This window comes from Cyanobium gracile UHCC 0281, assembly GCF_034931305.1.
Lineage (GTDB): Bacteria > Cyanobacteriota > Cyanobacteriia > PCC-6307 > Cyanobiaceae > Cyanobium > Cyanobium gracile_A.
This window is the reverse complement of record NZ_JAYGHY010000044.1, coordinates 1-24,121: the sequence shown is the minus strand read 5'-3', so window position 1 is coordinate 24,121 and position 24,121 is coordinate 1. Positions and strand designations below refer to the sequence as shown.

General features: G+C 69.0%; 24 protein-coding genes. 7 read left to right on the top strand and 17 right to left on the bottom strand.

All coding sequences use genetic code 11. The features are described from left to right. Together VB739_RS12140 and VB739_RS12135 are read right to left on the bottom strand one after the other, a co-directional pair. Positions 1–915, bottom strand: a 915-nt coding sequence (locus tag VB739_RS12140; RefSeq protein ID WP_416233332.1) for a serine/threonine protein kinase, incomplete at its 3' end; no start/stop codon positions are given. Continuing rightward, positions 912–1,958 carry a cysteine synthase A gene (locus tag VB739_RS12135; RefSeq protein ID WP_416233331.1) on the bottom strand — a complete coding sequence of 349 codons (1,047 nt, stop codon included), beginning with the start codon at positions 1,956–1,958 and terminating at the stop codon, positions 912–914. The genes VB739_RS12135 and VB739_RS12140, both read right to left, overlap by 4 nt. Before the next feature lie 60 nt (positions 1,959–2,018). On the opposite strand from VB739_RS12135, the gene egtB reads away from it, so the two are divergent. Genes egtB through VB739_RS12110 form a run of 5 tightly spaced genes read left to right on the top strand, consistent with a single transcriptional unit; the run spans position 2,019 to position 5,748 of the window. Beyond that, positions 2,019–3,257, top strand: coding sequence for an ergothioneine biosynthesis protein EgtB (egtB, locus tag VB739_RS12130; protein ID WP_323357311.1), 1,239 nt, complete (start codon positions 2,019–2,021; stop codon positions 3,255–3,257). Continuing rightward, positions 3,251–4,222, top strand: coding sequence for an L-histidine N(alpha)-methyltransferase (gene egtD / locus VB739_RS12125; protein WP_323357310.1), 972 nt, complete (start codon positions 3,251–3,253; stop codon positions 4,220–4,222). Before egtB ends, egtD begins: the two co-directional genes overlap by 7 nt. Beyond that, positions 4,219–4,455: a hercynine metabolism small protein gene (locus VB739_RS12120; RefSeq protein WP_323357309.1), complete on the top strand. Its 237-nt coding sequence runs from the start codon at positions 4,219–4,221 to the stop codon at positions 4,453–4,455. The genes egtD and VB739_RS12120 overlap by 4 nt, the downstream gene beginning before the upstream one ends. Then, a complete protein-coding gene (locus VB739_RS12115) occupies positions 4,452–4,934 on the top strand; it encodes a hercynine metabolism protein (protein ID WP_323357308.1) in 483 nt (160 codons plus the stop codon). The genes VB739_RS12120 and VB739_RS12115 overlap by 4 nt, the downstream gene beginning before the upstream one ends. 13 nt (positions 4,935–4,947) lie before the next feature. Further along, positions 4,948–5,748 carry a YdcF family protein gene (locus VB739_RS12110; protein ID WP_323357307.1) on the top strand — a complete coding sequence of 267 codons (801 nt, stop codon included), beginning with the start codon at positions 4,948–4,950 and terminating at the stop codon, positions 5,746–5,748. Between the two features lie 28 nt (positions 5,749–5,776). Here VB739_RS12110 and VB739_RS12105 read toward each other — a convergent pair whose 3' ends face one another. From VB739_RS12105 to VB739_RS12075, 7 genes are all read right to left on the bottom strand, one after another. Beyond that, complete coding sequence (locus tag VB739_RS12105; RefSeq protein ID WP_015109772.1) at positions 5,777–6,040, bottom strand: hypothetical protein; 264 nt, start codon at positions 6,038–6,040, stop codon at positions 5,777–5,779. A 38-nt stretch (positions 6,041–6,078) separates the two neighbouring features. Next, a complete protein-coding gene (gene lysS, locus VB739_RS12100) occupies positions 6,079–7,599 on the bottom strand; it encodes a lysine--tRNA ligase (protein WP_323357306.1) in 1,521 nt (506 codons plus the stop codon). 80 nt (positions 7,600–7,679) lie between these two features. Next, complete coding sequence (gene rpaB / locus VB739_RS12095) at positions 7,680–8,504, bottom strand: response regulator transcription factor RpaB (protein WP_323357305.1); 825 nt, start codon at positions 8,502–8,504, stop codon at positions 7,680–7,682. 140 nt (positions 8,505–8,644) lie between these two features. Next, entirely contained in the window at positions 8,645–9,958 is a 1,314-nt protein-coding gene (locus tag VB739_RS12090) for a sugar ABC transporter substrate-binding protein (protein WP_323357304.1), read from the bottom strand. A 3-nt stretch (positions 9,959–9,961) separates the two neighbouring features. Then, entirely contained in the window at positions 9,962–10,573 is a 612-nt protein-coding gene (locus VB739_RS12085; protein ID WP_323357303.1) for a rod shape-determining protein MreD, read from the bottom strand. Beyond that, positions 10,573–11,313 (bottom strand): rod shape-determining protein MreC, encoded by a 741-nt coding sequence (gene mreC, locus VB739_RS12080; protein WP_323357302.1) that lies wholly within the window; start codon positions 11,311–11,313, stop codon positions 10,573–10,575. Before mreC ends, VB739_RS12085 begins: the two co-directional genes overlap by 1 nt. 5 nt (positions 11,314–11,318) lie before the next feature. Continuing rightward, on the bottom strand, positions 11,319–12,365 hold the full coding sequence (locus VB739_RS12075; protein ID WP_323357312.1) for a rod shape-determining protein: 1,047 nt from the start codon (positions 12,363–12,365) through the stop codon (positions 11,319–11,321). A gap of 159 nt (positions 12,366–12,524) precedes the next feature. Here VB739_RS12075 and VB739_RS12070 point away from each other — a divergent pair, with 159 nt between their 5' ends. Further along, on the top strand, positions 12,525–12,920 hold the full coding sequence (locus tag VB739_RS12070; RefSeq protein WP_323357301.1) for a single-stranded DNA-binding protein: 396 nt from the start codon (positions 12,525–12,527) through the stop codon (positions 12,918–12,920). Between the two features lie 141 nt (positions 12,921–13,061). Here the strand turns inward: VB739_RS12070 and VB739_RS12065 are convergent, their stop codons facing one another. Next, entirely contained in the window at positions 13,062–13,718 is a 657-nt protein-coding gene (locus tag VB739_RS12065) for a DedA family protein (protein WP_323357300.1), read from the bottom strand. A 74-nt stretch (positions 13,719–13,792) separates the two neighbouring features. Further along, positions 13,793–15,235 (bottom strand): adenosylhomocysteinase, encoded by a 1,443-nt coding sequence (gene ahcY / locus VB739_RS12060; protein WP_323357299.1) that lies wholly within the window; start codon positions 15,233–15,235, stop codon positions 13,793–13,795. A 91-nt stretch (positions 15,236–15,326) separates the two neighbouring features. Here ahcY and tsaE point away from each other — a divergent pair, with 91 nt between their 5' ends. Next, positions 15,327–15,827, top strand: a complete 501-nt coding sequence (gene tsaE / locus VB739_RS12055) for a tRNA (adenosine(37)-N6)-threonylcarbamoyltransferase complex ATPase subunit type 1 TsaE (RefSeq protein ID WP_323357298.1) — start codon at positions 15,327–15,329, stop codon at positions 15,825–15,827. Here the strand turns inward: tsaE and mutT are convergent. The 6 genes from mutT to VB739_RS12025 form a co-directional block, all read right to left on the bottom strand. Beyond that, a complete protein-coding gene (gene mutT / locus VB739_RS12050) occupies positions 15,793–16,962 on the bottom strand; it encodes an 8-oxo-dGTP diphosphatase MutT (RefSeq protein ID WP_323357297.1) in 1,170 nt (389 codons plus the stop codon). The two genes, tsaE and mutT, sit on opposite strands and share 35 nt — an antisense overlap. A gap of 71 nt (positions 16,963–17,033) precedes the next feature. Continuing rightward, the gene (locus VB739_RS12045) at positions 17,034–20,732 is read right to left on the bottom strand and encodes a choice-of-anchor L domain-containing protein (protein WP_323357296.1); all 3,699 of its coding nucleotides are present in this window, start codon (positions 20,730–20,732) and stop codon (positions 17,034–17,036) included. A gap of 66 nt (positions 20,733–20,798) precedes the next feature. Beyond that, entirely contained in the window at positions 20,799–22,118 is a 1,320-nt protein-coding gene (locus VB739_RS12040; protein WP_323357295.1) for a HAMP domain-containing sensor histidine kinase, read from the bottom strand. Continuing rightward, positions 22,108–22,794, bottom strand: a complete 687-nt coding sequence (locus VB739_RS12035; RefSeq protein ID WP_323357294.1) for a response regulator transcription factor — start codon at positions 22,792–22,794, stop codon at positions 22,108–22,110. Before VB739_RS12035 ends, VB739_RS12040 begins: the two co-directional genes overlap by 11 nt. Positions 22,795–22,933: 139 nt before the next feature. After that, the gene (locus VB739_RS12030; protein ID WP_323357293.1) at positions 22,934–23,683 is read right to left on the bottom strand and encodes a putative 2OG-Fe(II) oxygenase; all 750 of its coding nucleotides are present in this window, start codon (positions 23,681–23,683) and stop codon (positions 22,934–22,936) included. A gap of 46 nt (positions 23,684–23,729) precedes the next feature. Continuing rightward, positions 23,730–24,121, bottom strand: a 392-nt coding sequence (locus VB739_RS12025; RefSeq protein ID WP_323357292.1) for a sigma factor-like helix-turn-helix DNA-binding protein, incomplete at its 5' end; no start/stop codon positions are given.

Genomic DNA, 24,121 nt, shown 5'->3' with positions numbered 1-24,121 from the left:
GGCCTCCACCGGCTCCCACTCCGGCGGCGGGGGCGGCGGCGGCGGCGCGGCGGCCTCGGGCACCAGCACCACGGTGCGATCGGCCCGGGGCACCGGGCCGGTGCTGTCGGGCATCGCCAGGGACTGGAACGCCACCAGGGCCTGGCCGGCCGACGCGAAGCGCTCGTCGGGATGGCGGCTCAGCAGGCGCTGCAGCTGCAGCCGCAGCTCCGGCTCGGCCTCCAGGGCCGCCGGCCAGCGCCACTGCATCGTGGTCGGATCAAGCAGGCCACCCGGGGCATCTCCGCTCAGCAGCACCAGGCACACCACCCCAAGGGCATGCAGATCCATCCAGGGCTGGGCGGGCTCACCCCTGGCCAGCTCCGGCGGGGCGTAGCCCGGCGTGGCGCCCAGCAGCCGCTCCCCGGGGTTGGCGCCGGCACTGCCCCGCACCAGGCCGAAATCCAGGGGCACCGGCAGCCCGTCGCTGTCACGGCGCAGCAGGTTGGCGGGGCTCAGATCCCCGTGCAGCAGGTCCTGGCTGTGCAGGGCGGCGAGCACCGGCAGCAGCTGGCGCAGCAGCAGCAGCACCTCCCCCGCGCCGAACACCAGCTGGCGTTCCGCCCGCAGCTCGAGCAGCTGCTGGTAGGTGCGACCCGCCTGCCACTCCCGCACCAGCCACAACTGGTCGTCGGCCTCGATCACGGCACCGATGCGGGGCACCTGGGGATGGAGCACCCCCTGGAGCCGCGACCACAGCTCCCGGGCCCGGGCCTGGTCCTGGTCGGGGCCAATGCGGCGCAGGGCCACCGGCGCGTCGGCGGCCAGCTGGTCGCTCGCCAGCCACAACGCCCCCTGGGGTCCGGCGTTCTCCGAACCGAGGCAGCGCTCCAGCCGGTAACGGCCGCCGATCACCTGACCCGATGTTGCCGTCATGGGATCAGGGCCGCGCCGCTGCGCTGGGGTTGCTCCAGGCCGCGGCCCGCCAGCCAATCAGGGTCGTAGAGGCGGGAGCGGTAGCGATCACCGCTGTCGCACAGCACGGTGACGATGCGATGGCCCGGCCCCAGTCGCCGGGCCGTTTCCACCGCCGCCGCCACGTTGATGCCCACCGAGCCCCCCATGAACAGGCCTTCCTGCCACAGCAGGCCGTAGATCGTGCGCAGCGCCATGGGGTCATCGATCCGGACGGCATCGTCGATCGGGGCCCCCTCCAGGTTGGCGGTGACGCGGCTGTTGCCGATGCCTTCGGTGATCGAGTTCCCCTCGCTTTTGAGCGTGCCGTCGGTGGCCCAGCTGTAGAGGGCGCTGCCGCAGGGGTCGGCCAGGATGCAGCGGATCGAGGGATCCTGCTCCTTGAGATACAGGGCCACCCCCGCATAGGTGCCCCCCGTTCCGGTGGCGGCCACCCAGGCATCCAGCCGGCCGCCGGTCTGCTGCCAGATCTCCGGGCCGGTGCTGCCGTAATGGGCGCGCCGATTGGCGAGATTGTCGAACTGGTTGGCCCAGAGGGCACCGGGGATCTCCTCGGCGATGCGGCCGGAGAGGCGCACGTAGTTGGCCGGGTCGCTGTAGGGCACCGCCGGCACCGTGCGCACCTCGGCGCCGAGGCTGCGCAGCAGGCCGATCTTCTCCGCCGACTGGGTTTCGGGGATGACGATCAAGCAGCGGTAGCCACGGGCATTGCAGAGGTGGGTCAGGCCGATGCCGGTGTTGCCGGCGGTCCCCTCCACCACCGTGCCCCCCGGCAGCAGCTGGCCGCTGGCCTCCGCCTCCTGGAGGATGCCGAGGGCGGCCCGGTCCTTCACCGACCCGCCGGGGTTCATGAATTCCGCCTTGCCGAGGATCTCGCACCCGGTGAGGGCGCTGAGGGCATGGAGCCGGATCAGGGGCGTCCGGCCCACCGCGCCGCTGAAGCCCTCGGTGATCCCTGTGCTCATGCCGTCGCTGTGAGCTCCCATGCGGCTGGCCTTCTCCATGGCTGCGTGGCCGGATCGTAGGGAACATCCCTAAGGTCGGCCCCAGAGAAGGGCAGGTCCATGGGCTCCAGGGCACACTTCCCGGCGGAGAGCACCAGGCTCCTGCAACGGCTCCAGGCGGTACGGCAGCACAGCGAGTGCCTGATCGACGGCCTCGAACCGGAGGACCTCTGCCTGCAGGGCATGGCCGATGCCAGCCCGGCCAAGTGGCACCTGGGACACACCACCTGGTTTTTCGAGACCTTCCTGCTGGAGCCCCACCTGAGCGGCCATGAAACGCCCGATCGCCGCTGGGGCCATCTGTTCAATTCCTATTACGAGGCGATCGGCAGCCGCCACCCCCGCCCCCAGCGGGGTCTGCTCACCCGCCCGGCCATCGGCGAGGTGCTGGCCTGGCGCCGGCGTGTCGATGCCGGACTGGAGACGCTGCTGCTGGAGCTGGATCACCGTCCCGCCGAGGCGGCCGCCCCCCTGCTGGCGCTGGTGGAACTGGGGCTGCAGCACGAGCAGCAGCACCAGGAGCTGCTGCTGATGGATCTGCTCGACGGCTTCAGCCGCAACCCGCTGGAGCCCGCCTACGGCCAGGAACCTCCCGGGGCCAGTGCGCCTGAGAGCCCGGGCGGCTGGCGTTCCCACCCCGGCGGGCTGGTGGCGATCGGCCACGCCGGCGATGGCTTCCACTTCGACAACGAAGCCCCCCGCCACCGGCAGTGGCTGGAGCCGTTCCTGGTGGCCGAAACGCTGGTCAGCAACGACGACTACGCCGCCTTCATCGCCGATGACGGCTATCGGCGGCCGGAGCTGTGGATGAGCGAGGGCTGGGCGGTGGTGCAGGAGCGCGGCTGGTGCGCCCCGCGCTACTGGCGCGGGGACTGGGAATTCGGACTGTCGGGCCGCCGGCCGCGCCACCCCCAGGCGCCCGTGCGCCATCTGAGCTGGTTCGAGGCCGATGCCTTCGCCCGCTGGAGCGGCGGCCGGCTGCCCAGCGAAGCCGAATGGGAGCTGGTGGTGACGGAAGCCAGCCAACCGGGCGGCCGCCCCCTGCCCCAGGCCTTCGGTGCCCTTTGGCAGTGGACCGCCACCCCTTACCGTCCCTACCCCGGCTTCCAACCCGCCACCGGTGCGGTGGGGGAATACAACGGCAAGTTCATGACCTCCCAGTTCGTGCTCCGGGGCAGCAGCTTCCTCACCCCGGCGGGCCACGCCCGTCCCACCTACCGCAACTTCTTTGCGCCCCACTGCCGCTGGATGGCCGCCGGCCTGCGCCTGGCCCGTGATGGCGCCAGCGAGCCATGCTGATCGACCTCCATCCCGAGCCGGCCGACATGGCCCGGCTGGTGATCGAGGGCATGGGCCGCCAGCCGAAGCAGCTGCCGGCCTGGCTGCTGTACGACGCCGAGGGGTCGCGGCTGTTCGAGGCCATCTGCGAGCAACCGGAGTACGGCCTCACCCGCACCGAGACGGCCCTGCTGGACACGCGGGCGGCCGAACTGGCCGCCGCCCTCGGACCCGGGGTGGTGGTGGAGTTCGGGGCCGGCAGCGCCCGCAAGGTGAGCCCCCTGCTCAGTGCCCTGGATCCGGCCGCTTACGTGGCGCTCGACATCAGCGCCGACCACCTGGCCCCCGCCTGCCGGGCCCTGCAGCAACGCCATCCGGACCTGCCGGTGCTGGGCATCTGCTGTGACTACAGCCTCCTGGAGCAGCTGCCGGACCACCCCGCCCTGGAGGGCCACGGGCGGCTGGGTTTCTACCCGGGCAGCTCGATCGGCAACTTCGACCCCGCCGGCGCCCGGGCGCTGCTGCGCCAGTTCCGCCAGCTGCTCGGACCGGGCAGCCGCCTGCTGATCGGCATCGACCAGCCCAAGGCGGTGCAACGGCTGGAGGAGGCCTACAACGACCGGGCCGGCTGGTCGGAAGCCTTCGCCCGCAACCTGCTCACCCGCCTCAACCGCGATCTGGACGGCGACTTCCAGGCGAGCGACTTTGCGTACCGGGCCTGGTGGGAGGCCGATCACGGCCGCATCGCCATGGCCCTGGTGAGCCAGCGGGAGCTGGAGGTGCGGCTGGCGGGCCGCTGCTGGCCGTTCGCGGCCGGTGAGCCGCTGATCACGGAGTACAGCTACAAGTACGGCCCCGAAGCCTTCCTCGACCTGGCGGCCACGGCCGGCTGGCGGGGGGTGGGCCACTGGAGCGACCCGGCCGGCGATTTCGCTCTGCATCTGCTGGTGCAGGCAGACTCGGAACAGCAGCGGAGCGATCGATGAGCAGGGAGGAGCAGCGGCAGTCCATGCGCGGGGTGCGCGAAGGCCTGATCGAGGAACTCGAGGATCTCTACCGCAAGGCCTTCGACCGCATCGGCGAGCAGGACCTGGGCGAAGGGGCCATCGCCCGGCTCACCCAGCTGCTGCTGCGCTCCCGCGAGGCCGCCATCACCCCCCTGCAGGAAGAAATCGAAGCGCCCCTGATCACCCGCGCCCCCGGCGAACCCGCGCCATGAGCAACTGGCTGGAGGAACTGGAGGCGCGGCTGGATCAGCAGCTGGAGGGCTTCCTGCGCACCAATCCCCAGCAGGAGGAGCTGCTGCGGGGACAGGCCGCCCGCGACCGGCAGCGGCAGTTGCTGGCCGAACGGGTGCGCCTGCGGCAGCAGGCCGAGGAGCAGCGAAAGCAACTGCTGAAGCTGGCCGAGGAGATTCGCCAGTGGCAGGGGCGGATCAGCCGGGCCCGAACCGCCGGGGCCGGGGAGCTGGCCGGCCGCGCCGAAGCCCATGTGGCGGGCCTGATGGACCAGGGCCGCCAACGCTGGCAGGCTCTCACCGACCTGGGCCAACGCTTCGCCAGTGTCGAGCAGGAGCTGGCCGAGCTCACCAGCCAACGCAGCTCCGGCCCCGCCGCCACGCCCGATCTGGAGGCCGACTGGGCCCGGTTCGAGGCCCAGCAGGAGCTGCAGGAGCTGAAGCGCCGCCACCAGCGCTGAACCGCCCCACGCCATGGGTTTTCTGCTCTCGAAACTGCTGCCGCTCGGCCTCTACCCCCTCGGGCTGTCCCTGCTGCTTCAGATCGCGGGCCTGGTCAACCGCCAGCGCCGCTTCGGTCCGGTCCTCTCCAGCGTGGGGATCGTGCTGCTCTGGCTGGCGGCCACACCCCTGCTCAGCCGCCAGCTGGTGTGGGGGCTGGAGGAACGGGCCGCCCGGCTGACGCCCTCCCCGATCCCCCGGGCCGATGCGGTGCTGGTGCTGGGGGGAGGGCTGCGGCCGGCCCTGCCGCCCCGGCAGGGGGTGGAAGTCAACGAGGCCGGCGACCGGCTGCTGCGCGCCGTGGCCCTGATGCGGGAGGGCAAGGCCCCCTGGCTGCTGGTGAGCGGCGGCAGGGTCACCTTCATGGCCAACGACCCAGCCCCCGGTGAGGCCCGGCTGGCCAAGGCCCTGGCCACCAGCCTGGGGGTGGCGGCCGATCAGATCGTCACCAGCGAAGAAGGGCGCAACACGGCCGAAGAAACCGCTGCCCTGGTGAGGCTGGCCCGGCAGCGGGGCTGGAGCTCTCTGCTGCTGGTCACCAGTGCGACCCACCTGCCCCGCTCACTGGCCACCCTGCGCCGGGCGGCACCGGACGTCCGGATCATCCCGGTGGCCTGCGACTTCCAGCTCCCCGAGCGGCGATCGTTCGGCACCCCCACCCTGGCCGGCAGCGTGATGGGGCTGCTGCCCAGTGCCGAGGCCCTGGTGATGACCACCACCGCCATGCGGGAGCATCTGGGCCTGCTGGCCTACCGCTGGCGGGGCTGGATCTGAACCGTCACTGCCGCAGCCCTTTGGGGCTCTACTTCTTGGGCACTGGGGGCACCAGGCTCACCCCTTCAGGGGGTGGGGTGGGATCGGGATCGGCGATCAGCATGTGCTGCAGCACGATCTCCGGTCGTTCACTGTCCCGCCAGCGGATGCGATAGGCGGGCATCTTGGTTCCACGGCTGGTGGTCTGTTCCACCGGTTCCATGACCCAGCCACGGCGCGAACGCCCCTGGGGATTGCGCTTCACCACCGCATCGGCGTGTTGAAAGCGAAAACCGACGCGCTCACCACTCATACCAGAGCCCCGAGGGGGAGAAGGCCTACTGGAAACCATTATCCCACTGCGTCGGTTCCGGCCCTTTCCCGGGCCTCCGGGCGCAGCAGGGGGAAGGCGATCACATCGCGGATCGAGGGGCTGTCGGTGAGCAGCATCGCCAGCCGGTCGATGCCGATGCCGAGGCCGCCGGTGGGGGGCATGCCCACCTCCAGGGCTTGCAGGAAGTCCTCATCCACCGTCTGGGCCTCGGGGTCCCCCGCCTGGCGGCGCAGCTGCTGCAGCTCCAGCCTGGCCCGCTGATCCAGCGGATCGATCAGCTCACTGAAGGCGTTGGCCGTCTCCCGCCCGACGATGAACAGCTCGAAGCGCTCCACCAGCCCCGGCTTGCTGCGATGGGAGCGGGCCAGGGGCGAATTCTCCACCGGGTAATCCATCACGAAGGTGGGCTGCACCAGCGTGGTTTCCACCGCCTGCTCGAAGGCTTCCACCAGCAGTCGGCCCACGCTGTCGGCCGTCTCGGGGGCCGCCAGGCCGGCGGCTTCCATGGCCGCGGCCGCCTGGGCACGGTCGGCGAAGGTGTGGAAATCCAGCCCGGTGGCCTGCTCCACCAGCTCATGCATGGTGACCCGCCGCCAGGGTGGGGTGAGATCGATCGCCTCCCCCTGGTAGGTGAGGCGGGTGTCGCCGCAGACCTCCAGGCAGGCCGCGGCCAGCAGCTGCTCGGTGAGGTCCATCATCGTGTGGTAATCGGCGAAGGCCTGGTAGATCTCCACCGACGTGAATTCGGGGTTGTGCCGGGTGCTGATCCCCTCGTTGCGGAAGATGCGGCCGAGCTCATAGACCCGCTCGAAGCCCCCCACCACCAGCCGCTTGAGGTGCAGCTCGGTGGCGATGCGCAGGGTGAGGGGCAGGTCGAGGGCGTTGTGATGGGTGGCGAAGGGGCGGGCGTCGGCACCGCCGGCTTCGGTCTGCAGGACAGGCGTCTCGATCTCGAGGAAGCCGCGCTCATCGAGCCAGCGGCGCATGGCGCTCACCAGCCGCGCCCGGCGCCGGAAGGTCTCCCGGGTGTGGGGCGACACGATCAGATCGAGGTAGCGCTGGCGGTAGCGCTTCTCCACGTCCGCCAGGCCGTGCCACTTGTCGGGCAGCGGCTGGAGCGCCTTGGTGAGCATCACCCAGTCGGTCACCTTGACCGAGAGTTCGCCCCGGTCGGTGCGGCGCAGGCTGCCGTGCACCCCGATCCAATCGCCGCCATCCACCAGGGAGGTGATCTGGGCGAAGCCTTCAGGCTCCTCCGGGTGGGCCGCCAGCAGGGTGGCCTTCTCGATGAACAGCTGGATCGGGCCGGATTCGTCAGCGATGGTGAAGAAGGCCAGCTTGCCCATCACCCGACGGGTCATCACCCGTCCGGCAACGGCCACCACCACCGCCCGCTCTTCGCCATTGGGCAGGTCGGCATGGGCCTGCTGCAGCTGGGCGGTGCGGTGGCTGGGGGCGAAGCCGAGCGCATAGGGAGCGCGACCGAGCGACTCCAGGGTGCGGGCTTTCTCCAGACGGGTCTCACGCAGATCCGACAAGGCAGGCAGGGCGATGGAGAAGGGTCGCAGCCCATCCTGCAGGACCGGCCGACGTCAGCTTCAGGGGGTGGGCTGTGGGCTCAGCCGGCGGCGGCCAGGGTGGCTTCACCCATCCGCTGGGAGGCGTAGCCCGTGCCCCGCACCGTGAGGATCAGCTCGGGGTTGCGGGGATCGGGTTCGAGCTTGCCGCGCAACCGGGCCACATACACGTCCACCACACGCAGGTCAGCGGCGCGGCGGGGGGGATAGCCCCAGAGCTGCTCAAGGATCTCGGCCCGCGGCACCACCCGGCCCGGCTCCCGGAACAGCAGCTCCAGCAGGCTGAATTCGGTGTAGGTGAGGGCAATGCGCTGGCCCTCGCGGGTCACCTGCCGGCGGTTGGTGTCGACCACCAGATCCCCCACCCGCAGCACGCCGGAGCCGATGGGCAGCTCGCGCGGTTCGCTGGTGGCCGCCCCCCGGCCCATGCGCCGCAGGATCGTGGAGATGCGGGCCTCGAGTTCCTTGGGGCTGAAGGGCTTGGGCAGGTAGTCGTCGGCACCCAGATCCAGGCCCGCCACCCGTTCGGCAATCGCATCGAGGGCGGAGAGGAAGATGATCGGCACGCAGGATTCGGCCCGCAGGCGCCGGCAGACGGCGAAGCCGTCCAGCTTGGGCAGCATCACGTCGAGCACGACCAGGTCGGGCTGCTCCTGGTGGAACAGTGCCAGGGCCTCCTCGCCGTCCTCGGCGCAGAGCACCCGGTAGCCGGCCAGCTGGAGACGCATCAGCAGCACCCGGCGCACCGCCGCCTCGTCGTCGACGACCAGCAGGGTGGCGATCGGCTGGGAGGGGGAACCACCCCCCGCGGAAGCCTCCAGATCAGCACCATCGGTGAAGGAGGAGGCAACCGTGGGCATGGGCATCGCTCCGGTCCACTCGGATGAAGAATCGCAACCATAACGCGACGACGTTTCAGGCCGTGAGCATGGAATCGGCTCCGGCAGCGGGGTTCTGGGCGCAAGGCAACATTTCTTCGGAATCCCTGCCCCGGTGGCCACGCCCGTCAGGGCCAGCGGGCCTCGGCATAGCGGTTCCACTGCAACGCGGCTTCGGCCAGGGCCGCGTCGCTATCCAGCTGCCCCAACATGGCCCGCTGCAACTGGGTGTAGAGGATCGCCTGCAGCCGCTTCACCCCGGGGGTGGCCGGCACCAGCACCCGGGCCTGGGCCAGGGTCTCGATCGAGAGCAGCCGGGCGTTGTGCACCAGGCGCTCCTGGCCATCGCTGGGGACCGCCCCCCGCAGCCTGCGCTCCAGGCTTTCCAGGGCTCCTCTGGAGGAGGGCAGCACCCGGGCCTCCTCGGCGAAGGCCAGCTGGTTGGCCGCATCGCTCAGGAACAGGGCGAAGCTCACCGCCTCCGGGGCCATGGTGCTCTGGCGGGGCACCACCAGGTTCATCACCGCCACATTGGCTTCGCCGTTCGCCCCCGTCAGGGGCGGGAAGGGGGCAGAGGTGGCGGCGATGCCGGGGGCGTTGGTCTGGAGGTTGCGCAGGAAATCGGGGCCACTGGCCACCTGGGCCAGATCGCCGGCCTGGAACAGCTCAATGGCCCGCCGGTAGCCCTGGCTCACCACCTCCCGCGGCAGCAGCCCGCGGCGGTAGAGGTCGCTCCAGAAGGCGAAGGCCCGCCGACCGGCCGGGCTGTTGAAGGCCGCTCGCTGGCGGTCGTCCAGCAATTGCACCCCCATCTGCACCAGCGCCTCCATCAGCTCACCGGAGTCGTCGGGGACGACGGTCACGAACAGGGCGTAGCGGCCGGTGCGGCGCCGGACGGCTTCGGCGTAGGCCGGCACCTCCTCCCAGCGCCGGGGCGGGGCCGTGAGGCCGGCCCGCTGCAGCAAGCGGCGGTTGGCGATCGTCACCCGGGCCGTCAGGTACCAGGGAATGCCGAATTGCTCACCCTGCTGCTGGCCCGAGGTCCAGATGCCGGCCAGGTAGCGATCCGCGGCGTCGGCGGGGAGCAGGGGGGAGAGATCCCGCAGCCCCCCCTTGCTGGCCAGGTTGGCGGCGAAGTTGGGGTTGAGATTGACCAGATCAGGGGCGGTACGGGCGAACACCGCCGCCAGCAGCTTGCGTTCCACCGAGCCCCAGGGCACATCGGTCCAGCGCACCGTCACGCCGGGATGGGCCTGCTCCCAGGCCGCGATCACCCGCCGCATGTAGGTGTTGAAGCGGGGCGCCAGATCCAGGGTCCAGACGTTCAGCACCTTGCCCGCTTCGGGCCGGGGCCCCCGCGCGCAGGCTCCTGCTCCCAGGGCGAGGGCGACGGGGGCGGCCAGCAGCCGCAGGGCCTGGCGTCGTGGCAGGGATCTGGGCATCACTCAGCGCCGCCAGCCGGAGCCCACCTGGCGCCAGAGCAACAGCTGCAGGGAACAGAGCATCGGGGCAAGCAGGGCCGTGATCAGGGTCTGGGAGAGCAGGACCCGCAGGCCGGGACCTGCCAGATCATCCCAGCGCCACCCCGGCAGGGCCAGCAGAGCGGGGTTCACCCCCTGACCCTCCAGGCGGCGGCCCAGCTCCGGTCCCGCCAGCTGGATCGCCTCCCGGGTGCTCACCCAATCGTGAACGCCCCACTGCAGCATGAGCGTGAGGCCGAGCAGGGCCGTGCCCAGCAAAGCCAGCAGACCGAGACTGAAACTGCGCTGGATCGGCGGCGCCCGCCGTCCCATCCGCCCCCACCACCAGCCCAGCAGCAGCAGGGCGGGCGCCTGGGTGACGCCGCCGGGATACACCGCATCCAGCAGCAGCCCCAGGGCAAGGCCGGCGCAGGCCCCCGAAAACGGACCGTCGCTCAGCGCCCATGGCAGCAGCCACAGCACGGCCCAGCAGGGGCCGACGCCGTCGAGGCTGAGCCAGCCCGGTGAGGCCAGGACGAGCAACGGCACCAGCAGGGCGGAGGCGGCGAGCAGGGGCTGCCGGGTGAGCAGATCCATCAGCGCACCTGCACCTGCACCCAGTCGAGGGCCGACACCGGCGCGATCAGCTGGACCACCGCCTCCGGTGCCGGGTCGGCATTGGCGTCCATGGTCTGGATCACCCCCACCGGCAGGTTCGGCGGCACCAGGGTGCTGGCGGGCGATGTCACCACCACATCACCGGGGCGGGCCTGGGGGTCTTTCTCCAGGAAGCGCAGCAGGGGCCGGCCGGTGCCAATGCCGGTGAGCAGGCCGTGGTGCTGGGTGCGCCCCACCCACACCCCCACCCGGCTGCGGGGATCGGTGAGCAGGGTGACGCTGGCGGTGCTGGGGGTGACGCTGCCCACCAGGCCGACCAGGCCACCCGGACCGAGCACCGCCTGGCCGGCGCGGATGCCGCTGAGGGCCCCCTGGCCGAGCAGCAGTTGCCGCCACCAGCCAGAGCCATCCCGGGAGATCACCGGGGCCGTCACCCGGTTGGGATTCCGCTTCTGCAGCTCCAGCAGGGTCCGCAACCGTTGATTGTCCTGTTCCAGCTGGGCCAGCCGGGCCCCGTCCTCCACCCGTCGGGCCGACCGCAGCCATTCAGCCTGGGCCGTCCCGGGCCAGAAGGGTCGGCTCAGGAAGGCATAGGCATCGGCGACCAGCGCCCCCTTGCTGAGGCGCACGGCCACAAGGGCCAGCAGCACCAGCAGCCAGGGGGTGATCCGTCGCAGGGACGAGCCTTGGACGAAACGCAGCCAGCGCCATGCCGGCATGGGGATCAGGCCGTCTGACGGAGAAATTCGGGGGTGTCGAGCACCCGCTCCAGCCGGCTGTAGTCCTCGAGCACCATGCCGCAGCCGTTGACCACGCAGAGCAGGGGGTCTTCGGCCACGTGGGTGAGGATGCCGGTCTCGTGGCTGATCAGGTCGCAGATGCCCCGCACCAGGGCACCCCCGCCGGCCAGCATGATGCCCCGGTCGACGATGTCGGCCGCGAGCTCGGGTGGGGTGCGCTCCAGGGTGCGCTTGACCGCCTCGACGATCACGTTGAGCGGCTCGGCCATGGCTTCGCGGATGTCTCCGGCGCGGATGTTGATCGTGCGCGGCAGGCCGGAGAGCAGGTGCAGACCCCTTACGTCCATGGAGGTCTCGTCGTGGCCGTCGTCGGGAAACGCCGAGCCGATGCGGATCTTGATGTCCTCAGCGGTGCGCTCGCCCACCACCAGGTTGTGCACCTTCTTGAGGTACACGCTGATGGCGTCGCTGAGCTCATCGCCCGCTACCCGCACCGACTCGCTCAGCACCGTGCCGCCCAGGCTGAGCACGGCCACCTCGGTGGTGCCGCCGCCGATGTCGACGATCATCGTGCCCACCGGATCGGTCACGGGCAGGCCGGCACCGATGGCGGCCGCCACTGGCTCATCGATCAGGTGCACCTGCCGGGCTCCGGCCAGGCCGGCCTGGTGCACGGCGCGGCGCTCGACGCCGGTGACCCCGCTGGGGATGCCGATCACCAGGCGGGGGGCGATCACTCCCCGGCCCTCGTTGCCCTTCTGGATGAAGCTCTTGATCATCTGCTCGGCGGCATCGAAGTCGGCGATGACCCCGTCGCGCAGGGGACGGATCGCCCGGATGTTGCCGGGGGTGCGGCCCAGCATCATCTTGGCCTCCTCACCCACCGCCAGGGGGGTGCCGCGCTCCAGGTCGATCGCCACCACGGACGGTTCCTGCAGCACGATCCCCTTGCCCGAGACGTACATCAGTGTGTTGGCCGTCCCCAGGTCGATACCGATATCGCGGGAGAACTGGAAACGGCGGAAAAACACGGGCAAGGCCTCTGGCAGCGGTGAATCATAGGTGGGGCGATCCCTGTGGACCGGCCAACCCGCCGTGGGTGTGACAACCGGGACGAAGGGTGGAACGGAAAGGGAGAGGCCCCCGATCGGGGTGCCCCATCATTGATCCACTCGTTTCAGGAGCACGCCATGGGCGTCAATTCCATCACCCTCGTCGGCCGGGCCGGCCGCGACCCGGAGGTCCGTTACTTCGAATCCGGCAGCATGGTTGCCAACCTCACCCTGGCGGTCAACCGCCGCAGCCGGGACGACGAACCGGACTGGTTCAACCTGGAGATCTGGGGCAAGCAGGCCCAGGTGGCGGCTGACTATGTCCGCAAAGGGGCCCTGATCGGCATCATCGGTTCCTTCAAGCTCGACCGCTGGACGGACAGGGCCAGTGGCGAGGAGCGCAGCAAGCCCGTGATCCGGGTCGACCGCCTGGAGCTGCTCGGCAGCAAACGGGACGCCGAAGGCGGCGGCGGCTTCAGCGGTGGTGGCGGCTTCGGTGGCGGCGAACCGAGCGAGGAGGAAGTGCCGTTCTGAGGCTTTCGGGCCGGATCTGGCGCCAGGGGCTTGTGCCAGTGGGCCAGCCGGGTTATCAAGCGTCCGAAGCCAAAGGAGGCGCCCCCCGGGGCGCCTTTTTTACTGTTCGGCTGCCGCTGGCGGCCAGCCGGTGGCGATGGATCAGGGGCTGTTGCGGCTCTGCTTCCAGAGGCGCAGCCCCAGCCACACGGCCCCGGCCAGTACCGCCAGCACCAGCAGCACCTTCACCACCCTGGCGGCGGGCTCGATCCAGCGCTCGACAGTGGTGTAGCTCTCGCCCAGCGCCAGTCCGGCCAGCGTCAGCAGCAGGGTCCAGATCAGACTGCCGGCGGTGGTCCAGAGCAGAAAGGGCGTCATTGGCATCATCTCGATGCCGGCGGGGACGGAAATCAGGGTGCGGATGCCTGGCACCAGCCGGCCCCAGAACACCAGGGCCGTGCCGTGGCGGCTGAACCAGCGGCGGCTGCGGCGCAGCTCCTTGGGGCTGATGCCGATCCAGCGTCCGTGGCGCCCGAGCCAGTGCTCGATGCGCTCTTCGTTCACCAGCCGGCCGATGCCGTACCAGGGAAGGGCGCCGAGCACGGTGCCCAGCAGGCCAGCCAGCACCACGGGAATCAGGGAGAGCTGGCCCTGCTGCACGAAAAACCCCCCGAGCGGCATGATCAGCTCGGAGGGAATCGGGGGGAACAGGTTCTCCAGAAACATGGCCGCGAAGATCGCGCCATAGCCCGCTGCCGGGTTGGCCTCAACGGCCGCCCCGATCATCTCGGGGAGCTTCTGAACCAGTTCGATCGCCATCTGGCCGGCCGGGTCAGGGGCGCCAGTCTTCCACGACGGCCCGAGCGCTGCCAGCAGCGCCGGGCCGTTGCCGCTCAGTAGCGGTAGTGGTCGAGCTTGTAGGGGCCTTCGACGGGCACGGCGATGTAGGCCGCCTGCTCGGTGGTCAGCTCGGTGAGCCGTGCGCCGATGCGATCGAGGTGCAGACGGGCCACCATCTCATCGAGGTGCTTGGGCAGCACGTAGACCTCCTTGCCGTAGGCATCGCCCTTGGTGAACAGCTCGATCTGGGCCAGCACCTGGTTGGTGAAGGAGTTGCTCATCACGAAGCTGGGGTGGCCGGTGCCGCAGCCGAGATTCACCAGCCGGCCCTCGGCCAGCAGGATGATCCGGTTGCCGCTGGGCAGGATCACGTGATCCACCTGGGGCTTGATGTTCTCCCAGGCGTACTGCTTGAGCGACGCCACATCGATCTCGTTGTCGAAGTGGCCGATGTTGCAGACAATCGCCTGGTTCTTCATGGCGAGCAGGTGCTCGTGGCGGATCACCTGGTAATTGCCCGTGGCCGTCACGAAGATGTCCACATCCGCCACCACGTCCTCGAGACGCACGACGCGATAGCCCTCCATCGCGGCCTGCAGGGCGCAGATCGGATCGATCTCGGCGATCATCACCGTGGCGCCGAGCCCGCGCAGGGACTGGGCCGAACCCTTGCCCACATCGCCGTAGCCCAGCACCAGGGCCACCTTGCCGGCCACCATCACATCGGTGGCCCGCTTGATGCTGTCGACCAGCGACTCGCGGCAGCCGTAGAGGTTGTCGAACTTGCTCTTGGTGACCGAATCGTTGACGTTGATGGCCGGGAAGGGGAGCTCACCACTCTTCTGCATCTGGTACAGACGGGCCACGCCGGTGGTGGTCTCCTCGGTGACGCCCTGGATGTTGGCGTAGATGCAGGAGTAGAAGCCGGGCTGCACCGCCAGCCGTTGGCGGATGGAGTTGAACAGGGCCACCTCCTCCTCGCTGGAGGGGTTGTCGAGCACCGACAGATCCTTCTCGGCCTTGCTGCCGAGCACCACCAAGCCGGTGGCATCGCCGCCGTCGTCGAGGATCATGTTGGGGGTGCCGCCATCGCCCCACTCGAGAATGCGGTGGGTGAAGGCCCAGTACTCATCAAGCGTTTCGCCCTTGTAGGCAAACACCGGGATGCCGGCGGCGGCGATCGCGGCGGCGGCGTGGTCCTGGGTGGAGAAGATGTTGCAGGACGCCCAGCGCACCTCGGCGCCGAGGGCCACCAGGGTCTCGATCAGGACGGCGGTCTGGATCGTCATGTGGAGACTGCCGGCGATCCGGGCCCCCTTGAGGGGCTGCTCGGCGCCATGCTTCTCGCGCAGGGCCATCAGGCCGGGCATCTCGGTTTCGGCGATCGCCAGTTCCTTGCGGCCCCAGTCGGCCAGGCCGAGATCGGCGATCACATAGGAACTGGTGGCCTGAACGCCAGCAAACGCAGCCTCAGGGCTGGAAGGTGTTGCCACCATGAAGGAAAAGCTCCCGGACGGGAGGACGAAACAATGGAAATATCTGCAGAGACGCCGAGGCTTCGGGCTCGCTGAGAGGCAATCTACAAGGGTGGAAACGCATGACGCGATCGAGGTGTGCCATCTGGCGGACCCCTCCGCCACCGACGCCCTGGGGCGGCGGCTGGCGTCGCAGCTGATCGCCGCTGGTGCCGATGACGGCGCCCTGCTGCTGCTGCGGGGGGAACTGGGCACGGGCAAGACGTCGCTGGTGCAGGGACTGGCCGCCGCCATGGGCATCGCCGAACCGATCAGCAGCCCCACCTTCGCCCTGGCCCAGCACTACGACACCGACGCCGGCCCCGACGCGGGCGCCTCTGCCCTCGTGCACCTGGATCTCTACCGGCTGGAGCAGAGTGCCGCGGCCGACGAACTGTTCGCCCAGGAGGAGGAGGAAGCCCGCCGCATCGGCGCCGTGATGGCGGTGGAGTGGCCCGAGCGGCTCAGCTTCCGCCCCGAAGGGGCCTGGGAAGTGGACTTGAGCCACAACGACGATGGCGAGGGCCGGTTGGCCCGGATCACGCGGCCAGCCGCGCCTGCAACGCCGCGATGATGCGGGCGTTGGCGGCCGGAAACGGATAGGAAGAGAGCTCTTGTGGCGCCACCCAGCGCACCTCCTGGGAAGCCAGCGGCTGCGGCTCCCCCGCCAGCCAGCGGCAGAGATGCACCACGAACCGCAGCCGCTTGTGGCTGTAGGCGTGCTCAAGGGTGATCAGCTCCTCCCCCACCGTCACCTCGATGGCCAGCTCCTCGCGCAGCTCGCGCCGGATCGTCGCCTCGATCGCCTCGCCCGGTTCCTGCTTGCCCCCCGGAAACTCCCACAGGCCCCCCAGCAGACCCTCCGGAAGCCGCTGGTCGATCAGCACCCTCCCCTCGGCGTCGAGCACCACCCCCACCCCGATCACCTGGAACGGCACGGGCGGGGGGGTGTCCTTCACAGGGAAGCGGCCGGGATCGCCGGCAGCGTAGGCAGCGCAGTGCGGCTGCCACGGGCAGGCGCCGCAGGCGGGCTGGCGGGGGGTGCAGACGCCGGCGCCCAGGTCCATCAGGGCCTGGTTGAAGGCGCGGGGCCGCTGCGGGTCGAGCAGGGTCTCGCTGAGCCGCCAGAAATGGGGCAGCTGCCGCTTCGGCGCGACCGGGTGGGCCACCAGCCGGGCCAGCACCCGCTGGACGTTGCCGTCGAGGATCGCGAAGGGCCGGTCGAAGGCGGAGGAGAGGATGCTGCCGCCGGTGCTGCGGCCGATGCCCGGCAGGGCCATCCAGCCCTCGAGCGTGCGGGGCCAGGGATCCCGATCAGCCGAAGGCGCAGGGGGCTCGCCGTCGACCAGTCGCTGCGCCCCGCCGTGCAGGCGTCGGGCGCGGGCGTAGTAGCCCAGGCCCTGCCACACCATCAGAACATCGTGCTCACTGGCGGCGGCGAGGGTTCTGAGGTCGGGGAAGGCGGCCATCCAGCGGTGCCAGTAGGGCAGCACCACCGCCAGCTGGGTCTGCTGCAGCATCACCTCGGCGACCCACACGCCGAAGGGGTCGAGGGGCTCCCCGGGCCCGGGGCGAGATCCGTCGGGGTGCCGCTTCCAGGGGATGTCATGGCGTCCGTGGGACTCCCACCAATCCAGCAGAGAAGACCGAAGCTCCGCCTCCGCGCCTGAGGGGCTGGCGGTGGCGGTCGGTGGCGTACGCGGCGGCATTGCCTCTCTGCCGGCGCCCCATTCTCGGGAATGGTCTGCGGGTTGGCGCTGAGCGGAAGGTCCTGGGGCCTTCAGATCACCGACAGGCTGTTGAGATTGCCGCTGTAGCCAGTGATCTCGATCAACCCATCGTCCATGGCCGAGAAGGCAGCGGTGCCGTTGTTGAGAGCCAGGAACGTGCGCGTACTGGCCAGGCCGCCGGGCACGGTATCGGTGAAGGTGAACACCGAGGCCCCATGGGCCAGGAAGTTGCCGCCGCTGAGCATCGCGCCAATGGAGGCTTCATCCAGCCCCGCCACGGCACCCAGTTTCTGGACGTCCGATGCCTTCACCCTGTTGGGCCCATCGATCCGATCGATGCCGATCGCAAAATCGGTGATGCAGTCGAAGCCGAGGAGGTTGGAATCGCCAAAGGCGAAGCGGAAGCTGTCGGCGCCACCCCCACCGGTGAGAAGATCGGCTCCGCCGGCACCCCGCAGCACGTTGGCTTTGTCGTTGCCGATCAGGCTGTTGGCAAGGCTGTTGCCGGTGCCGTTGATGCCACGGTTGCCCGTGAGAGTGAGGTTCTCCACGTTGGCCGAGAGCGTCGCACTGACCGAACTCATGACCAGGTCGATGCCGCCGGTGAGCGGATCGGCATCGGTCTCGATCACCAGGTCCTTGGTGCTGTCCACCACATAGGTGTCATCGCCGCCGCCACCGAACATCCGGTCATTGCCCTTGCCGCCATCCAGGAGGTCGTTGCCGTCCATCCCGTACAGATCGTCTCTGCCGGCAAAGCCGGCCAGCGTGTCGTTGCCAGAACCGCCGATCAGGATGTTGTCGCACCTGGTACCACTCAGGTTGAGGCCCGAAGGGGGCGGCGGCAGGGCCACAACCGGCCCGATGCCGGCCGAGGCCACCTGCTCAGCGGTGCCGTAGCCATCGACGTAGCTGGCCCTCACGGTGAAGGTCTTGCCAACATCGCCCTGGCCGAGGCTGTAGCTCGTGCCGCTGACGCCCGTGTCCACGCCATCGGCGAACCAGCCATAGCTGATCGTTCCCAGACCATCCGCGTCGCTCAGGTTGTCGCTGGCAACAAGCACCTGCCCTTCGCTCGCTGTGCCACTGATCGAAACCGCACCCACCGGCGCATCATTCACATTGGCGATCGTCTGGGCCGCACCGGAGAACGCCGTACTGCCACCAAGTGCGTCAGTGCTCGTCGCCACGACGCGCACTGACTTGCCCACAAAACTCTGATCCGAGGGGATCGCCAGCGTGGCGGACGTCTGGCCGCCCAGGGCCGTCCAGTTCCCTGCCACGGCTTCCTGCCACTGATAGGCCGTGGTGGTGGCACCGTCGGCATCCACCACATCGCTGAGCGCTGCCGTCAGGCTGCCCCCTTCCTCCGCCGCTCCCGTCACCGTCAGCGTGCCCGTGGCTGGGGTGTCACCGCCAGGGGTGCTGCTGCCGGCCACCCCGAACAGCTGGGAGCCACCGATCGAACCGCCCAGGCCATCAATCACGGCGTAGGAGAGTTCCACCGCACCGGCGAAGCCCGCCGTGGGGGTGAACGTCCAGCTTCCATCGCCATTGTCCACGAGGACGCCGCCGCCGCTGGCCGTCAGATTGCTGATGGAGAGCGGATCGCCATTGGGATCGCTGAAACCGGCCAGAAGATCAGCGCTGCTGATCAGATAGGGGGCATCCGGACTGGCCACGGCCAGGGTGGCGCTGGGCGAACCGATCGGATCGAGATTGAGCAACACCGTGAAGATGGAAATCCCAGCCGTGGAACTGGCATCGATGATGCTGAGAACGTCCGTCCACTCCTTATTCAGCGAAGCGATCACGGGCTTGCCGTCTGCAAGATCACTGGCAATCGAACTGTTGCGATTGAGAATCTCATTATAGTTTGCATAATTGGTTGGATCAACGTTGTTGATTCCCAGGATCGCCGCGAGATCAGCACCATTACCGAGATCCAGCGTGGTGTTGTTCGCCGCCGCATTCAGAATCGCCAGGGCCAGCTGAATGCCCGAATCGTCATCGGAGAGGGAGGTGAGGATCCCGGCCTGCACCGACACCGTCTCCACCCGCGCGGCAATCGGATCGTTGGGATTGACCAAAAGGGCCGCATAGGCGTCGTAGCTCTGCAGCTTCACCTCCGCCGGAATCCCCAGCACGGTCTTGATCGTTTCGGCGGCCACACTGGGGGAAAGCCCCAGATCGATCGCCCGCTGCAGCAGGGTGGTGAGCGGCGTGGCCAGGCTGCTGCCGGCCGGCGCCGTGAGCTGCAGCAGAGTGACCTTCAGATCACCACTGAAGGAATCCAGAATCGGCTTTGGAACACTCGTCGAGACCTCGCTGAAACCGGCCCCATCGGTGTAGGCGGCGACCACCCGGATCAGTTGACCCTTGTCGGCCGGTTGCACGTCGTAGGTGGCGGCGGTGGCACCGCCGAGATCCGTCCAGCTGGCGCCGAGATCGCTCGAGCCCTGCCACTGGAAAACGATCGCGCCAGACAACCCATTGGCGTCACTCACCGTGGCGGTGAGACTGTTGCCTGCGGCGGCGATGCCGGAGACGATCACCAGGCCCACAAAATTCGTCGGCGGCGGCGGCGGGGCAACCGCGCTCAGGGCTCCGCTGCCATTGAGGAAATAGAGGCCATCGCTGAACTTGACTTTCTCCACACCAGTGAGGGTGTCGGTGCCCTCATTGCCATCCACCAGATTGTTATCTGTAATGGCGTAGCTCTGCAGCACGGCGTCATAGCTGATGCTGTAGCTGGTGCTGGCACCGGCGTAGACCGCCGTATCCGACACCCCATCGCCACCGTCCAGCAGGTCGTTGCCCGCATCTCCTTTGAGTTCGTCGTTGCCGCTGCCACCGAAAACCTGATCATCGCCGGCTCCGGCCACCACAATGTCGTCGCCGGCCCCGGCATAGACGATGTCGTCCCCACCTTTGAGATCGAAGTACTCGTCTTTGGAAGAACCCGTGATCGTGTCGTTGCTGTCGGTTCCGCTCGTGGGCGGCGTGATCACGACACCGGAGCCGGGAATCGTGCCGGCGGCCATGTTGGCGATGAAAATACCGCTGTCGTAGATGTGGTCGCCCGTGTCGGCGATGCCGATCTTGATGTGGTTGGTCTGGCCGGGGATGATCGGCGCAATGATCTTGAGCACATGGCTGACGCCGTCGTATTCGATCGGCAGCACGCCGGCGGCATTGTCCTGGAAGTAGCCGGCCGCCAGGTTGGCGCTCACCACACTGAGCGGGTGCAGGGGATCGTGGTTGAACAGGGCGTAGTTGACCCCGTTGACCAGCACCACGGCCGAATCCACGAACTGATCCACCCACTCGGGATACTCATCGGAGCCGAACACCACATCGAAGCTGATCGAGGTAGCCGTGGGATCACTCACCGTGAAGTCGAAGGCCAGGGTGGTGGCATCGAACGATTGGGTGGCGAACACCGTGTTCACCACGGCATCGATGTCGGCGTCGCCGTTGTAGTAACCGGCCGGGGTCGTGGGATCCGTGTTGTCGGTGCCGAACCAGCCCACGGTGTTGCTGGTGCCTGGGGTGGTGCCTGAGGTGAGCAGCAGACCACTGCCGATACCGAGTGGTGCCAGGGAACCGTCGTAGAGGTTGACCGCATCGCTGGCGGACGCGTTCAGCACCACGCTGCTCTGCTCGATCACGATGCCGCTGGCTGGTGCCAGCAGGGCGTCCGTCAGCAGGGACGGAGCGGATCCGTCGAACACAGAAAACGTGGCCATGCGGCACCTTCAGGACGAAGTGTGTCCGTTGTGACACAACAGCCGGGGAGAACTCGTGAAGTTGGCTCAGGCCTGTCGGGCCAGGGTCAGCTGCATGCGGCAGCCGCCCCCCGGGGCCTCGATGGCCTGGAGCTTGCCGTGGTGGACCTCGGCGATGCTGCGGGCGATGGCCAGTCCCAGCCCCGTATTGGCGCTTCCACTGCGGGAGGCATCGGCCTGCCAGAAGCGCTCGAACACCAGCTGGCGCTGCTCAGGCGGAATCCCGGGCCCCTGGTCGTCCACCCACACCTGGACGGCTTCCCCCTGAAGCCGCAATGCAAGGGTCACGGTGCCAGCTCTGGGCGAAAATCGCAGGGCATTGACGAGCAGATTCCCCAGCAGTTGGCGCAATTGCTGGGGATGGCCCACCACATGGGCCGGTCCCTGAAGGTCGGTGATCAGCCGCAGACCCTGCTCGCGGGAGCTGTCCTGGTAGAGGTCGGCAAGATCCTCGACCAGTTCCTCGAGCTGGAAGGGAACCATGCCGATGCGGTCATCGATCTGCCGATCAAAGCGGGTCAGCAGCAGCAGATCGTCCACCAGGCGACCCATGCGATCGGTGGTCTGATCGATCAGCATCAGCTTCTCGCCCACCACCGGCTGGGCACCCTCCAAGCCAGACCCATGGCGCAGGGTGCCGATCAGGGCCCGGATCGCCGTGAGCGGATGACGCAGTTCATGGGAGGCATCGGCCGTGAAACGCACCAGCTTCTCGATCTGGCGGCGTACGGGCCGCAGCGACACCCCCACCAGCCACTGGCCGCCGGCCGCCGCCACCAGGCCAGCGACCACGATGCCGATCAGAAGTCCCTGGCGCAGGCGCGTCAGCTCCGCCTCCGCCGCCGCCGAGGACAGAGCCACCGACACATACCCATCCAAGGCGGGCTTGCCGGTGCCTGGTGCCGAACGGCTGATCACGGGGCGCCAGATGGCCATCCCATTGGCCAGCGGCAACACGGTGGTGACGCCACGGCGGGCTGGGGGCGGCACGGTCGTTCCCGCGGGCTGGAAGTCACCTTCGGCCACCAGCTCCTGCAGATCGGGATCGAACCAACGGATGCGCTTGTGGTCCGCACCCCATTCGACGGTCGCGAAGTCAGCGGTGAGGGGCACCTTCGGATGCTGCGGCAGGTTGCCCCTGGCCATCTCATCGTGCTCGTGGTGCAGCAGCGGCAGTTCTGCAGCAGCGGTCGAAGCCAGCTGCTGGAGTTGCAGCGACAACAGGCTTCGACGTGCCTCCGACACCTGCCGGTAGACCGCGGCGGCGAACACCAGCAGCAGCAGGACCGAGAACAGGGCGTAGCGCAGCGTCAGCTGGCGGCGGAGGCGGGAAAGGTCAGGTCGCATGCTTTGGATTCAGGCGAAAGCCCACGCCATAGACCGTCTCCAGCAGGTCGAGGGGAGCCCCCGCCGCCGCCAGCTTGGCCCGCAGGTTCTTGACATGGGTCTTGACGCTCTCCTCCCCCGGCGCGTCGGTCCAACTCCAGGCGGCACTGAGGATCCGGTCCTTGGAGCAGGTGCCACCGGCCGCTTGCAGCAGGTTTTCCAGAATCAGGTGCTCCTTGGCGGTGAGCCGCAGTTGCCTCCCCCCGTAACGGGCACCGTGGCCATCCCGATCCACCTCCAGCCCACCCCACTGCCAGACGCTGCGCAGGGGTCGATCGGCACGACGCAGCAGAGCCTTGACCCGGGCCCGCAGTTCATCCGGATCGAACGGTTTGACCATGTAATCGTCAGCGCCGTCATCAAGGCCCACCACCCGGTCGAGGTTGGTGTCGCGTGCCGTGAGCATCAGGATCAGCGGCTGCTCGTCGAGCTGGGTACGCAGACGGCGGCAGAGGCTCAGACCATCCAGCTTCGGCAGATTGAGATCAAGCAGCACCAGGTCGTAGGAAACCAGCCGGGCCAGATCCCAGGCCAGTTCACCGTCGGCAGCGACATCGCAGGCATGTCCCCAGGTGGCCACCAGTTCGCCAAGCGCCTGCAGGATCACGGGATCGTCTTCGACGACGAGGAGCTTCATCGGCCCAGCGTCCCTGCCGGTCCAGCCGCACCCACGGTTCCGGATCGGGAACGAGCGCTGACGTGCAGCCGCCCACGTGGGAGGACTCCCAGGGGAGGAACCCCAAAGACTTGCCTGTGTCTGCCGGCCATGGAGCGCCCTACACGAATCCCCCCGGCCGGGGCCGGGCGCTGGAGAGGGACACATTGCCCTGGACGGCCCCCTGGACGGCTACGGGCGAAGCGGCAGGCCGGGGCGGCGGCTGGGGCACGGCGACCACGTTGAAGGCGATCGACCAGCGCTCCCCTTCGCCGCGGAAGGGGGGCACCGAGTGGGGTTGCCAGGCCGGAAACACATAGAAATCTCCTGGCACCGGCAGCACGTAGTGGGCCATGCCGGTGCGGAAGCTCTGGATGTGCCATTCCTCCGGGCCATGGAAACAGAGCTGGCCGTCGAAGCGATCGGCGCTGATCTGGGGCGGCACCTGCAGGAACAGCACACCCGAAAAACTGCCGCCGTGGGTGTGGGTGGGGTTGTAGTCGCCGGCCCGCTGGGCGTTGAGCCAGAGGTCGATCATCTGAAGGCCGTAGCGGCCCGGCGTCCAGGGGCCCCGCCCCTGGGGCGGCTGCTGGTCGATGACGTGGCGGATCCAGCGCTCGCAGGCCGGCAGGATCACCGAGCGGCAGAGTTCGGCGGCGGCGGGGTGATCGGGCCCGAGCTCACGCTGCTGGGAGAGCTGGCCCGCCAGTTTCACCGAGACATCGGGACTGCGTTCGGGCTGGGCAAGCACGGCGCGTGCCATCGCCTGCAGGTCCGCCAGCTGACCTGGGGGCAGCTGGCCCTGCAACAGATAACGGGGGAAAAGGCTGACCACCTCCATCGAGGGCTCTTCCGGGGGCGTGCCGGCCATGGAAGCAGGGGGTGCGTGCAGACCCCAAGCCTCGCAAACGGCGGGATCAGATGGCCACGTAGGCCTCGACGGCATCGCTGAGGCGGCGCAGGCCGGCCAGGCCGTCGCGCTCCAGGTTGCGCACCCGGTCGCGGCTGATGCCCAGGATGCGGCCGATGCCGGTGAGGCTCATCGGCTCCTCGCCGTCGATGCCGAAACGCATCTTCAGCACGCGGCCCTGCAGGTCCGGCAGCTGCTCGAGCAGGGCCCTCAGGTCGCCCTTGAGGCACTCGCCATCCACCAGCTCGGAGGGCAGCAGGTCGTCACCGGCCAGCAGATCCAGCAGTTCGGTGTCCTCGCCGTCGCCCACCTTCGTCTCCAGGCTCACCGGCTGGCGGGCGCGGCAGAGCAGATCCTTCACCTCCTCCTCGGGCAGTTCCACCGCCACCGCCAGCTCGC